Consider the following 14,148-nt stretch of genomic DNA (forward strand, 5'->3'; position numbering starts at 1 on the left):
AAAGAAAAAATAAAAAGGATGCCGTTCCCATCTGGGCTAGGGCTACATTTTTAAATAGAAATCTTGCGTTAAATTGATATAATCATCCGTGTATTCATGACGATTAATTTCAACAACCAATTCATCAGCAGTTAAAACGGATAGTTCAAAGCGTTTAAAAGCTAATAAACTTCTCACAATTGGCGTTTTGTGCGAACCTTTTACACGAGTTGCCTTTACAGGATACAGTTCATATTCGGCACACAATTCAATAAATCGATCTTCTTCTTTATACGGAATAACCACAGCAAAAATGCCATTTTCGGAAAGCAATAAATCAGCCGCTTCAATTAAATCTTCAAAAGGCATTGCATCTTGAAAACGTGCTAAAGCGCGTTGTTCATCTGCTGTCTTAAAATCTTCACTATAAAAAGGCGGATTCGAAATAATTAAGTCATATTCATCTTCAGGGTCATCCACAAACTCATCTAAAGCCGCATGATAGCAGAACAATTTATCGGCCCAAGGAGAACCTTCAAAATTTTCAACACATTGTTCGTAAGCTTCTTCGTCAATTTCTAAAGCATCAATTTGGTCGGCATTAGTTCTTTGTGCTAACATTAGACCTAAAATCCCAGTTCCTGCACCAATATCTAAAATAGATTTAGGGTGATTGTCGATTGGACACCAAGCACCAAGTAAAACCGCATCTGTACCTATTTTCATAGCACAACGATCTTGGTTTACAGCAAATTGTTTGAATTTAAACATGTTTTAAAGCTCAAATTTATAAATTCCTCCATCAATTAGAATTTGGAATTTTTGTTTTTGGAGTTTATGAAAGATATAAATCCACTAAACCGTCAGGAGTTTCTAAAGTGATTGTTTTGTTCTTTCTGTCAAGAGCAATAATGAAATCATCAATAAGTGGAATTAGAATTTCAATTCCATTTTTGTCAATTTCGAATAGAGGTTGAGCGCCACTATCATTAATCGCTACGATTTTTCCGATATTACCTCTTATAAGGTCAATAACATCGTAACCAATAACTTCATGATAATAAAACTGTGTTCCTTCTAATTCAGGTAACATTGAAATCGGAAGGTAAACTGCGCTTCCCATAATCGCATCGGCCTCTTCTTCATTTTTAACATCTTCAAAACGAACACGTAAAAATTTATCTTTATGAATCGAACCAGTTTCAATAAAAAATGGAACCAGTGTTTTGTTGATTTCAACAAAAACTGATTCCAAGTCTTCATACAATTCAGGTTCATCGGTGTCTAAAAACACCAATACTTCCCCTTTAAAGCTAAACTTTTTCGCGATTTTACCTAAATAGAAACATTCTTCTTTACGCATGGAACCGCTATTAAAATTATGCTTGAGTTTCTTCGTTGTTTTCTTCAACAGCAGGAGCTTCTTCAGTTGCAGCCTCAGCTACCTCTTCAGTTACTTCTTCTGTAGCTTGAGCAGCGTTTGCAGCCTCAACTTGAGAAGCAATACGTTTTTCATTTGCTACTTTTTCAGCTTTTAAAGCTTTCGCTCTAGCGTCTGCATCTACTTTAGATAAACCAGATTTTTTAACATCTACTTTTCCAGTTTTTTCGTCTAACCAAGCAGCTAATTTAGTGTCAGCTTGTTCTTGAGTTAAAGCACCTTTACGAACTCCACCATTTAAATGATGTTTCAATAAAGCACCTTTGTAAGATAAAATTGCTTTCGCAGTATCAGTTGGTTGTGCACCATTGTGCAACCATTGTGCCGCTTTTTCGATATCTAAATCGATAGTTGCAGGGTTGGTGTTAGGATTGTAAGTTCCGATTTTCTCTAAGAATTTACCATCTCTTTTTGCTCTTGCATCTGCAGCAACAACCCAATAAAAAGGTTTCCCTTTTTTACCGTGTCTTTGTAATCTAATTTTTACTGACATAATCTTGTGATTAATTTGAGGTTCTCGACCTCGGTTATTTAAGGGTGCAAAGATATAAAACTTTGTTATACAAACAGGTGTATGTGGTAAAAAAAAATATTTTTAGTAGTAAATTGTTTTTTGTTTGGATAAAAAAGTTATTTTTGTTACTCAGATATAATCAAGAATAAGATGAAAAAAGTATTTTCTATATTGGCTGTTGTAATGTTATTTACTGCTTGCGAACAAAATATTCAAACCAATACGCCTGCTTTTCAAGCAAAGTTGGATGGTACATTATGGCGAGCTAAAGATGCCAAAGTTACAATAGATGGAGCTGGAGGAATGACGATTACCGCTTTTACTAGTGCTCAAACGGTTATTATGAAGACGAGAGCTGCTGCAGTGGGAACCTATGTTTTAGGAACTACTGATTACGCATCGAATCATGCTTCGTATGATATTGCGACTGCTGCTTTAGAAGATTTTTATGATACTAGTGTTGTAGTTGGTCCAGCTTACAAATTATCTGCATTAACTTCAGGTGGAACAGGATATGTAGAAAGCCCTGCGGGAGCTCAAACTACTGGAGGATCTGGTTCTGGTTTGAGAGTTGCAACGGAAGTTACAAGTGGAGCAGTTACTAAAATTACTATGGTTTCACGAGGACTTGGTTATAAAGCGGGTGATATCATTACAATTGTTGGTGGTGGTAATAACGCTAAGTTCAAAGTGGTGAATGTGCAGTCAAGTAATGGTGAAGTTGTTATAACAGATACAGCCGGAGGTTTGTATTCAGGAACGTTTAAGTTTAATGCTGTAAACGAAGAAGGTGAAGTAGTTACTTTTTCTGAAGGATACTTTTTCAAGATTCCATTAGGTCTTTAAAAGATATATAAATACTTATAAGAAACCATCTGGAGTAATTCAGATGGTTTTTTGTTTTGTTGATAACTTAAATTGGTATTCCTTTCGATAAAATGTATTTTTGTTTTCAGACAAAAATTACGTTATTTTTCTCATACTCCTTAACAATCAGATAGATGTATTTAATTTTCGATACAGAAACTACGGGATTACCTCGCAGTTGGTCCGCACCCATTACCGATACTGACAACTGGCCACGTTGTATTCAAATTGCATGGCAGTTGCATGATGAGATGGGAAATCTGATTGAACATCAAGATTATTTAGTAAAGCCAGAAGGTTTTAATATTCCTTACGATGCGGAACGTATTCATGGTATTTCTACGGAATTGGCCATGGAGCAAGGTATTCTCTTATCAGAAGTTTTAGAAAAATTCAACATCGCACTTTCAAAGACTAAATTTATTGTTGGACAAAATTTGGGATTCGATGTGAATATTATGGGATGTGAATTCCATCGTATGAATATTGGCTCAGATATGGCAAAAATGCCTGTTTTAGATACTTGTACAGAAGTAACGGCTAGTTTGTTAAAATTACCAGGTGGAAGAGGCGGTAGATTTAAATTACCAACACTTACCGAATTACACCAATATTTATTTGACAAACCTTTCTCTGAAGCACATAATGCTACAGCCGATGTTGAAGCAACTACAAGATGTTTCTTAGAGTTAATTAAGAGAGAAGTTTTTACAAAAGAAGAATTAGATGTAACACCCGATTATTTTAGACGCTTTCGCGAGAAGAATATTGGCGAAATCCAATTAATAGGATTAAAACACATCAATCTTAAAAAAGCTTCGGACGACATTAGAGCGCGTTTGCAAAAAATCCAAAAGGAAGACGAGCAAACCACTATTTCGGCCGAAGTCAAAGCAGATTTACAAGATGCAGTTTATGCGCATTTGCACAATCATACGCAGTTTTCAGTATTACAATCGACTATTGGAATAAATGATATTGTAAAAGCATCGGCTAAGTTCAAAATGCCTGCTGTTGCAATGACTGATACTGGGAATATGATGGGTGCATTTCACTTTGTAAGTGCGATCTTCAATCATAATAAAGCCGCGGAAGCTAAAAACAAAGCGCTTATTGCAGAAGGAGAACAACCAACTGAAACGATAATTAAACCGATTGTAGGTTGTGAATTTAATATCTGTGAAAACCATGCAGATAAAACCAAGAAAGACAACGGTTATCAAGTTGTTTTATTGGCAAAAAATAAAAAAGGATATCACAATTTAGCTAAAATGTCTTCGTTGGCTTTTACTAACGGATTTTATTATGTGCCACGTATCGATAAAAAAATCGTGGAACACTATAAAGAAGATATTATGGTTTTGTCTGGGAATTTATACGGTGAAATTCCGGCTAAAATTCTTAATGTCGGAGAAAACCAAGCCGAAGAAGCCTTAATTTGGTGGAAAGAACAATTCGGAGCTGATTTTTATCTCGAATTAATGCGTCACAAGCAGGAAGATGAAAATCGGGTAAATAAGACATTGATCGCTTTCGCGAAAAAACACGATGTTAAACTGATTGCAACAAACAATACTTATTACGTAAATAAGGAAGATGCCAATGCGCACGATATTTTACTGTGTGTAAAAGACGGTGAAAAACAGGCTACACCAATTGGTCGTGGACGTGGTTACCGTTACGGAATGCCTAATCAGGAATATTATTTCAAATCGAGCGATGAAATGAAGCAAATTTTTGCAGATTTGCCCGAAGCGATTATAAATATTCAAGAAGTTATTGATAAGGTTGAAGCGTATTCGTTATATCGAGATGTTTTACTTCCGAAATTTGGAATCCCTGAAGAATTTTTAGTCGAAGAAGATAATTCAGACGGAGGAAAAAGAGGTGAAAATAGTTTTTTAAGACATTTAACTTATCAAGGAGCAGAAAAGCGTTACGGTGATATCACCAATGACATTCGGGAACGTTTAGATTTCGAATTGCTTACGATTGCCAATTCAGGTTATCCAGGTTACTTCTTAATTGTTCAAGATTTCATTGCCGAAGCCAGAAAAATGGACGTTTCTGTTGGACCAGGTCGTGGTTCTGCAGCAGGTTCCGCCGTAGCTTATTGTTTGGGAATTACGAACATCGACCCAATTAAATACGACTTACTTTTTGAGCGTTTCCTAAATCCAGACAGGGTTTCAATGCCCGATATCGATATCGATTTTGATGATGAAGGTCGAGGTCGAGTAATGGATTATGTAATCAAAAAATACGGAAAAAGTCAAGTAGCTCAGATTATCACTTACGGTAAAATGGCGACTAAATCCGCGATTCGAGATACAGCTCGTGTATTAGATTTGCCTTTATTTGAAGCCGATCGAATTGCCAAATTAATTCCAGGTTTGATGCCTTCCAAATGGAATTTAGCACGATTCCTGTCGGAAGATGAAGCAGTGGTGAAAAAAGCCTTACGTTCGGAAGAATTTGATAAAGTAAGAGAGTTAATCGAAATTGCGAATTCGGAAGATTTAGCGGGAGAAACGATTCAGCAAGCAAAAGTGTTAGAAGGATCCATGCGAAACACCGGAATTCACGCTTGTGGAGTAATTATTACGCCAGATGATATTACGAATTACGTTCCGGTAACCACAGCGAAAGACTCGGATCTATACGTAACCCAATTCGATAACTCGGTAGCCGAAAGTGCCGGTTTGTTAAAAATGGACTTCTTGGGTCTGAAAACCCTAACCTTAATTAAAGATACGGTCAAATTAGTGAAATACCGTTTGGATGTCGATTTGAATCCCGACGAATTTCCAATTGATGACGAAAAAACATACGAGTTGTTCCAGAGAGGTGAAACAGTTGGGATTTTCCAATACGAATCACCAGGAATGCAGAAATATATGAAAGATCTGAAGCCAACAGTTTTTGGCGATTTAATTGCGATGAACGCGTTATATCGACCAGGACCATTGGAATATATTCCTTCTTTCGTACGCAGAAAAAATGGGGAGGAACCAATTACATACGACTTAGATGCGTGCGAAGAATATCTTGGAGAAACCTACGGAATTACGGTTTACCAAGAACAGGTTATGCTTTTGTCTCAAAAACTAGCCGGATTTTCAAAAGGGGATGCCGACGTTTTGCGTAAGGCAATGGGTAAAAAGCAAATTGAGGTTTTGAACAAAATGAAACCACAATTCATCGACAGTGCAGCTGAAAAAGGTCATGATCCGAAAATTTTAGAGAAGATTTGGAAAGACTGGGAAGCATTCGCAAGTTATGCTTTCAACAAATCGCACTCCACTTGTTACGCTTGGATTGCTTATCAAACAGCTTATTTAAAAGCGCATTATCCTGCTGAATATATGGCGGCTGTGCTTTCTAATAATATGAATGACATCAAGCAAGTTTCATTCTTTATGGAAGAATGTAAGCGAATGGGATTAGAAGTTTTAGGTCCGGATGTGAATGAATCATTTTATAAATTTACCGTAAATGAAAATTATGCGGTTCGTTTTGGAATGGGCGCTGTTAAAGGAGTTGGTGCTAATGCCGTACAAACAATAGTTGAATGCAGAAAAGACGGAAGATATAAGTCTATTTTTGATTTGGCAAAACGAATTGATTTGCGTGCAGCCAATAAAAAAGCTTTTGAAAATTTAGCCTTAGCTGGCGGTTTTGATGGTTTTTCGGAAACAATTAGAGCACAATATTTTCAACATGATGGCGATAATATTACGTTTTTAGAAAAGGCAATTCGCTATGGCGCAAAATATCAAGAAAATGAAAATTCATCGCAAGTAAGTTTGTTTGGAGATGCTTCGGACGTTCAGATTGCAGAACCAATTGTGCCTCCGTGTGAAGATTGGAGTACGATGGAAAAATTGGCTAAAGAGAAAGAAGTTGTTGGAATTTATATTTCAGGTCATCCTTTGGACGATTATAAATTTGAAATGAAATACTTCTGCAATACGAAGTTAGAGGCTTTAAAAAGTTTAGAGCAACATGTGGGTAAAAACCTTTCTTTTGGTGGAATTGTGACAAATGTCCAACATCGAACAGCGAAAAATGGTAATGGTTGGGGCTCTTTTTTTCTGGAAGGTTATGATGAGAGTTATGAATTTAGAATCTTTGGAGAGGAATATTTAAAATACCGTCATTTCTTGCTTCAAAACCAATTTGTGTATTTGAAATTGAATGTGAAAGATGGTTATACCAATAAAGAAACCGGCAAAAAATCAGAGCCAAGAATTCAATTTATAGATGTAAAAATGCTGATTGAAGTATTGCCAACATTTGCTAAAAAATTAATTCTACAGTTTTCGATTAATGAAATTAATGAAGGTTTGGTGCAAAATTTAAGCCAACTTTTTGTGGCTAATTCTGGAGATAATTACGTTACGATTGAAGTTGTGGAACTGGAAAAAGTAAAAAAAGCGGTTGAAGTTCCAATAATTGAAATGATAAAAGACATCGAAATCGGAAGTGATGATATTTCCGATGAAATTGAAATTGAGGAATTAGAAGATATTGAAATTCAAGATATCGAAATAGAAGTTCCAGTTGAAGAAGAAGTCATCGTTAAAACGAGACTAACGATGCCTAGCAGAAAGTTGAAGGTGAATATTTCGTCTGAGTTACTTCAGGAATTAGAAAAAATGCAGTTGAGTTTTAAGCTGAATTAAATAATCCAAAAGAAACGCTCATAAGTTCTGCTAATGAGACTATAACGAAAACTAATTTCTAAATGGTGTTTAATTGCAATTAAATTTTTAAATTTGTAATTATAATAAACGTGTAACTTAATATTAAAAAATATGGCTTTAGCAATTACAGATGCTACTTTTGACGAAGTAGTTTTAAAATCAGACAAACCAGTAGTAGTAGATTTTTGGGCGGCTTGGTGTGGTCCTTGTAGAATGGTTGGTCCAGTTATCGATGAAATCGCAACAGAATATGACGGAAAAGCTGTTGTAGGAAAAGTAGATGTAGATGCTAACCAAGAATTCGCTGCAAAATATGGTGTTAGAAACATCCCAACAGTATTAATTTTCCAAAACGGAGAAGTAGTAGGAAGACAAGTTGGAGTAGCGCCAAAGAAAACCTATACTGATGCAGTTGATGCATTATTATAGTAGATAAAAAATTAAAAACTAAGGTTCAACGAAAGTTGGGCCTTTTTTTGTTTAAACATATAAGTCATATGGTTTTTTTAAGTTTATAAATGCATTTATTTTCTCTAAATAACAATACAAGAAAATCTGTTTAATTCGCGTTACGCAGTATCCGCTAAATCTGCGTCCATTTTTTTTAAGTTTTCCTTTTTTTTAAATATCATTCTGATGTTTCATGAAGATCTATCATCCGAATATACTTTTAATTCGCGTCGCACTGCATCTGTTTAACCTTCGTTCAATTTTTAAGTTTCCCTTTTTTTTAATATCATTCTGATGTTTCAAGGAAATCCGCTATCCGATCACCCTTTTAATCCGCGTTGCACAGCATCTGTTTAATCTGCGTTCAATTTTAAGAATCCTTTTTTCAAATATCGTTCTGATGTTTCAAGAAAATCCACTATCCGATCACCCTTTTAATCCGCGTTGCACAGCATCTGTTTAATCTGCGTTCAATTTTTAAGGATCCTTTTTTTTGAATATCGTTCTGATGTTTCAAGGAAAATCATTATCAGTTTACCCTTTTAATCCGCGTTGCACAAAATCTGTTTAATCTGCGTTCAATTTTTAAGAATTCTTTTTTGAATATTGTTCTGATGTTTCAAGAAAATTCACTATCCGATCACCCTTTTAATCCGCGTTGCACAGCATCTGTTTAATCTGCGTTCAATTTTAAGGATCCTTTTTTTAAATATCGTTCTGATGTTTCAAGGAAATCCATTGTCTAAAAATCCATTATCCGAAAATCTTATTTATCTTTACTATATGAATTTAGAATCACAAATAGAAAAAATATCAAGTTTTGGTCATTTAGAGTTATTAGCCAACCAAATTGTGGAAGGTTTTATATCTGGAATGCATAAATCGCCTTTTCATGGTTTTTCGGCTGAATTTGCGGAACATAAAATATACAACCCAGGTGAAAGCACACGACATATTGATTGGAAACTGTATGCTAAAACCGATAGATTGTATGTAAAACGCTATGAAGAGGAAACGAATTTACGTTGCCATTTGATTATTGATAACTCGTCCTCGATGCATTATCCTAAATTAAAGGACAATCAGTTGTTTTATGAGAGTAAAATAGGATTTTCAGCACTAGCTTCGGCAGTTTTGATGAACTTGCTTAAAAAGCAACGTGACGCTGTTGGATTGAGTGTTTATTCGGATACTTACGAATATTATTCGCCAGAAAAAGGAAGCGATCGCCATCATAGGATGATTTTAAACCAGCTGGAAGGCATTTTATCACAGAACAAAACAACCCGAACAACTGATACGGTAACTTTTTTACATCAGATTGCAGAAAACATTCACCGTCGTTCTATGGTAATTCTATTTACGGATATGTTTCAAACTGAAGACAACGATAAAATATTTAAAGCCTTACAACATTTAAAACATAACAAGCATAAAGTAGTAGTTTTTCATGTGTATGATCAAAAAACGGAGCTCAATTTTAATTTTGATAGCACGCCTCGAAAATTTATTGACGTTGAAACAGGTGAAGAAATTAATCTGTTTGCTGAAAACACACAAGAAATATATCAAAAAGCAGTTGAGGACTATTTTAAAACGATAGAGACAACTTGCATGCAATACCAAATTCGGTATGTTCCAGTGGCAGTTGATGAAAAATTTGAAAAAATTTTACTGACCTATTTAGCTGAGAAACAAAAGTTTGGCTAAAAAGTGTAAAAAAACTTTAAATTATTTTGCTAAAATGTTTGCAGGAATGAAAAAGGTTGGTATATTTGCACTCGCAATCAAGCGCTGGTTTGGTAGTTCAGTTGGTTAGAATACATGCCTGTCACGCATGGGGTCGCGGGTTCGAGTCCCGTCCAGACCGCCAGTAAAAGAGGAAGCCTTTCGTAATCGAAAGGCTTTTTTGCCCTCTTAAAATATTTAAGAAAGTTGTGTTGTTTAGGTACGAAAGTACCAAAAGGTTTAGTAGTTAGACCAATGGAAAGCTTTGCATTTATGCAGAGCTTTTTTGATTTATACTATTTGGTGATCTATTCTTTAATATTACCTGTTCTGTTTTGCACGATACTATAATTTGACATAGAGTTAACTACTAAAGAATCGTATTTTTTTATGAATGTACAAGAAAAGTGTGTTTTTGAAAATCTTTAAACAAAACTTGATAGCGGTTTGATTTTGACTTTTTTAAAAGCCCCGCTCCAGCGCGAATCATTTCGCGTGGTTGTGTTAAATAACATGTTAAATCTAGTATTTTTTATATTTTAGCTTAAAAGTAAACACGAGTAGAAATTACAAATATAGTAGTGCCTATGATTATGCAGGAGAAAACGGTTTGATAAATACTCTTTGTGTTTTTCAGTATATTAAATTGTAGAACCACACGAAAGGATTTGTGCGGGAGAGATGGGCATGAATTGGGTGCGCGATAGTTAAGATGAATGAATTAGCTTTAGACAAAACAGTTGAGTAGTAATGGAAAAATAATAAATGAAGACATTTTTATATTTTTGGTTGTTTATAATATATGGGGTGTTTTATACTTATTCTTTTTGGAGAAAAAGACCTGACCCCATAATGGGTGGTTTTTTCGGATTCATACCAATTTCAATAAGTTTAATGATTTTTATATTTTCGTTTATTAGTATGGATAAAGTTGGTTTAAATCCAATAGTTTATCTTTTTGAAGAAAATGTATGGAGTGGTTTGCTTTGTATTTCAATAGGTTTATTTGCAAATTATATCGGACTGAGCTACATTAAAAAAACAAAAAAGACTTGGACGATACTTGTTTTGTTTCCTATTATCCTAGGCATAATGATGTTATTGGGATATTTTAAAATATGGGGAGGATATTTGCCTCCAGTGGATTTAAGAAAAATTAATTAAAAAAATGTGGACATTAAATTAGTTAATAGTTTATTATTTCCAATAGTAGCTAACGTATTTAGTTTAATTTCTATGTTTACAAACTACTCGATAGTGCGAATTTACAACCCCGATGGCGTGGATTTCCCCAGAAGAACAAAGAGCCATCAAGAATGGATATAACTTTTATAACTTTTAAATTAAAATGAAAAAGTATACATCAATATCAATAATAGCTTTTTTCATTTCAATAAGCATTTATATTTTTCAAGTATATTTTTATACAGATTTATACAGAAGGTGTTTTAGCTTTTTGACTTTTTTAATCTTTTATCCTTCTCTATTTATATCTTTAGTTTATTCAATTAGAGGTTTGTTATCAATAGAAAAAAGCAAGGAAAAAAAAGGATTATACTACTTTCTTTGCTTACCAGGTTTAGTTTTATTTTTCTTTTTTTGTTATAATATAATTAAAGTATTATTATAAATAAAAGAAAATATTTAATTTTAAGAAGAAGTATTTAAGGCGTTTGAAAGTGTATCTTACCCGATGATATCTCCCTACAACGATAGCACTGAGTTGTTATAAGTATTTACAAAGTACAGCCACACAGTAAATAAGTCAATGAGTAATAACACAGATTAGTTGATGAAAAACTTTTAACAATCAACCCATTAAAGAACAGAAAATTAAATAAACAAAAGGATAGACGCAAAGTTTATCCTTTTGTTTTTTAATGCAATTTAAGCGTCTAAAATACGTTTCGTTGACCTTAATGATTCGAGTTTTTAGAAAGAAACCCTAACTTAAACAGTTAGGGTTTTCCTATTTAATCACAATTACCTTAAAAACTCAAAGCACCGAAACTCAAATCGTCATAGTCGTCATTTTCATCTTCAATTTCAAATAATACTTCTTCATGTAGTTGTGGAGCAACACCAAACAACGCAATACAGCTATCTAAAACTACCGTTTTAACTATTGGTAGTTCACTTTCGGTAACGATAAATGAATCGTGAATCGTAAACGGATAAATCTCCAATTCTTGAAGTTTCACCGTAATAATATCCAAAACCGTTATTGATTCTCTTTCTTGCAATTGAATAGCTAAAGTGCTATTTTCAATACAATTGGTTAAATTTATATATTCCATAATAAATGGACATTTAATACTGAATTCATATTTTATCAGATACAATTTTAGAATAAGATGTTTTTTTAACCAGTTGCTTTTTCTGCGTTTTCCTCATTAAAAACAAGTAATTCAGCGCGTTTGCTTTGCGTAATTTTCTTTATTTCAAAAGATTTTTGAATATAAACTAATAAATTAGTTGCAACTAAAGAATTAGTTTGTATATTTGATTTAATAAACTAACAAATTAGTTCGTAAAAAAATGAAACAACTTACAAAAGCAGAAGAGGAGATAATGCACGTGTTATGGTTATTAGAAAGTGCGAATGTAAAAGAAGTAATTCTTCAAATTCCAGAACCTAAACCCGCTTACAATACGGTTTCTACCATTATACGAATATTAGAAACGAAAGGATTTGTGAGTCACAAACAAGAAGGGAAATTTCACTATTACTTTCCAATACTAAAGAAAGAAGAATATAGTAATTCATCACTAAATAAATTAGTAGAAAATTATTTCGAAGGCTCTTTTAATGAGTTGGTTTCTTTTTTCATTAAAAAAAACGACGTTAAATTATCCGATATCGAGGCATTATTGAAAGAAATTAAAAAATAACGACTATGACCACATTTTTAATTTACAGTCTTCAAACTATTGTTTTACAACTGCTATTTTTAGCGGTGTTTGAAATTTTATTTAAGAAGGAAACCTTTTTTAAGGCAAATAGATTTTATTTAATTGGTGCTTTGATCCTTTCCTTGGGGCTTCCGTTAATTCAGATTCCTGTTGATGTTATTGTGCACGAGCAAGGCGTTTATCAATTAAAGGAGATTGTAATTACTAAAAATGTGTCCGAAATATATCTTAAGAATGGACTCGAAAATTATTCATCGGTATTTCTGCTTTATCTTATTGGTGTGTTTGTATTTTCGTTCTTATTCATTTACAAGTTAGGGAAACTTCTTACCTATATTATTTCGGCTAAGAAAAGCGACCAAAATAAAGGAAATGTCTTTTTTATTTCAAACCCAAATCAAGCTTTTTCTTTTTTTAATAAAGTGTTTATTGGTGCCGATAATCAGAATATAGACGTTATTCTAAAACACGAATTAGTACACGCGAAGCAATTGCATTCTGTGGACGTTCTTTTTATGGAAATTTTAAAGATTATATTTTGGTTCAATCCAGTTTTATACCTGTATCACAACCGAATTGTAGCACTTCACGAGTTTGAAGCCGATTTCAAAAGTGCCGATTCAGATCGAAAAAAGTATTTTGAAGTCTTGCTGTGCGAAGTTTTAAACTGTCATTGTGTTTCATTTACAAATAATTTTTACAATCAATCATTAATCAAAAAACGAATCATTATGTTACAAAAATCTAAATCAAAAAGACAAGGAGTTGTTAAGTATTTACTAGCTATTCCAGTAATTGTGTTATCAATGACTGTATTTTCTACAACAGTTGTTGCTCAAGAAACTAAAAAATTAGAGAAAAAAGTGGAAAAAGCTGTTGAGAAAAAGTCAAATACAGATCAGTCGAAAATAGAAGCTGTTTCTAAAACACAAGTAGCTCCAGTTTATGACAATGAAAGAGTTGAACGTATTAAAGCAGCAGATGAAAAGGTATCACAACATTTAGCTAAAGAACTTCCTTTAGCTGTGGTAGAAGAAATCCCTAGGTTCAAAGGTTGCGAAGGCGTAGCTAAAGCAGATCAAATTGATTGCTTTCAAAAACAAATGACGAATCACATCAGACAGCATTTTAATTATCCATCAGAAGCCCTTGAAAATAATGTGCAGGGAAGAGTTCAAGTAGAATACGTCATTAACACAGAAGGGAATGTTGAACTATTGCGTGTGAAAGGACCTGAAAATACGCAAGCTCTGGAAGAAGAAGCACGAAGAATTATTAAGCTTCTGCCTCAATTTATTCCAGGAAAACAAAAAGGGAAAGCAATTGCAGTGAGACACGTAGTTCCAATTACTTTTAAAATGCAATAAATTTGAAATGAAATAGAGTCACAAATCTCCATTAGTTATCTAGTGGAGATTTTTTTCAGCTAATTTTCTTAAATATCAAACTCCGAATCCTTTAGAATCTCTTCCGAAATTTTAAAAAAATTGTTTCCAATTGTGAATATCTATTTTAAAAACACTTCTTTTCTTTAGCGTTTAAATCTATCT

The 14,148-nt window shown here is 33.6% G+C and carries 11 protein-coding genes and 1 tRNA gene; 8 read left to right on the top strand and 4 right to left on the bottom strand.

Translation table 11 applies throughout. The features are described from left to right. Nucleotides 1–42: 42 nt before the first annotated feature. The 3 genes from ACFSX9_RS09015 to ACFSX9_RS09025 all read right to left on the bottom strand — a co-directional run bounded on the left by ACFSX9_RS09015 (nt 43) and on the right by ACFSX9_RS09025 (nt 1,913). The gene (locus tag ACFSX9_RS09015) at nt 43–750 is read right to left on the bottom strand and encodes a tRNA1(Val) (adenine(37)-N6)-methyltransferase (RefSeq protein ID WP_379806809.1); all 708 of its coding nucleotides are present in this window, start codon (nt 748–750) and stop codon (nt 43–45) included. A gap of 64 nt (nt 751–814) precedes the next feature. Next, a complete protein-coding gene (gene rimM / locus ACFSX9_RS09020) occupies nt 815–1,342 on the bottom strand; it encodes a ribosome maturation factor RimM (protein WP_379806811.1) in 528 nt (175 codons plus the stop codon). A 16-nt stretch (nt 1,343–1,358) separates the two neighbouring features. Continuing rightward, entirely contained in the window at nt 1,359–1,913 is a 555-nt protein-coding gene (locus ACFSX9_RS09025; RefSeq protein ID WP_379806813.1) for a 30S ribosomal protein S16, read from the bottom strand. A gap of 171 nt (nt 1,914–2,084) precedes the next feature. On the opposite strand from ACFSX9_RS09025, the gene ACFSX9_RS09030 reads away from it, so the two are divergent. The 6 genes from ACFSX9_RS09030 (at nt 2,085) to ACFSX9_RS09055 (ending at nt 10,849) form a co-directional block, all read left to right on the top strand. After that, the gene (locus tag ACFSX9_RS09030; RefSeq protein ID WP_379806815.1) at nt 2,085–2,780 is read left to right on the top strand and encodes a DUF6252 family protein; all 696 of its coding nucleotides are present in this window, start codon (nt 2,085–2,087) and stop codon (nt 2,778–2,780) included. 155 nt (nt 2,781–2,935) lie between these two features. Next, nucleotides 2,936–7,486, top strand: a complete 4,551-nt coding sequence (gene dnaE / locus ACFSX9_RS09035; RefSeq protein WP_379806817.1) for a DNA polymerase III subunit alpha — start codon at nt 2,936–2,938, stop codon at nt 7,484–7,486. Between the two features lie 132 nt (nt 7,487–7,618). After that, complete coding sequence (gene trxA / locus ACFSX9_RS09040; RefSeq protein WP_322551443.1) at nt 7,619–7,936, top strand: thioredoxin; 318 nt, start codon at nt 7,619–7,621, stop codon at nt 7,934–7,936. A gap of 804 nt (nt 7,937–8,740) precedes the next feature. After that, nucleotides 8,741–9,667, top strand: a complete 927-nt coding sequence (locus ACFSX9_RS09045) for a DUF58 domain-containing protein (RefSeq protein WP_379807079.1) — start codon at nt 8,741–8,743, stop codon at nt 9,665–9,667. Between the two features lie 86 nt (nt 9,668–9,753). Then, nucleotides 9,754–9,830: transfer RNA gene (locus tag ACFSX9_RS09050), tRNA-Asp, on the top strand. Between the two features lie 620 nt (nt 9,831–10,450). After that, nucleotides 10,451–10,849: a hypothetical protein gene (locus tag ACFSX9_RS09055; RefSeq protein WP_379806819.1), complete on the top strand. Its 399-nt coding sequence runs from the start codon at nt 10,451–10,453 to the stop codon at nt 10,847–10,849. A gap of 824 nt (nt 10,850–11,673) precedes the next feature. Here ACFSX9_RS09055 and ACFSX9_RS09060 read toward each other — a convergent pair. After that, on the bottom strand, nt 11,674–11,982 hold the full coding sequence (locus ACFSX9_RS09060) for a hypothetical protein (protein ID WP_379806821.1): 309 nt from the start codon (nt 11,980–11,982) through the stop codon (nt 11,674–11,676). 241 nt (nt 11,983–12,223) lie between these two features. On the opposite strand from ACFSX9_RS09060, the gene ACFSX9_RS09065 reads away from it, so the two are divergent. Together ACFSX9_RS09065 and ACFSX9_RS09070 are read left to right on the top strand one after the other, a co-directional pair. Then, complete coding sequence (locus ACFSX9_RS09065) at nt 12,224–12,577, top strand: BlaI/MecI/CopY family transcriptional regulator (RefSeq protein ID WP_379806823.1); 354 nt, start codon at nt 12,224–12,226, stop codon at nt 12,575–12,577. A gap of 5 nt (nt 12,578–12,582) precedes the next feature. Then, the gene (locus tag ACFSX9_RS09070) at nt 12,583–13,965 is read left to right on the top strand and encodes a TonB family protein (RefSeq protein WP_379806825.1); all 1,383 of its coding nucleotides are present in this window, start codon (nt 12,583–12,585) and stop codon (nt 13,963–13,965) included. Nucleotides 13,966–14,148: the final 183 nt, after the last annotated feature.

The organism is Flavobacterium ardleyense, from assembly GCF_042686085.1.
Taxonomy (GTDB): Bacteria; Bacteroidota; Bacteroidia; order Flavobacteriales; family Flavobacteriaceae; genus Flavobacterium; species Flavobacterium ardleyense.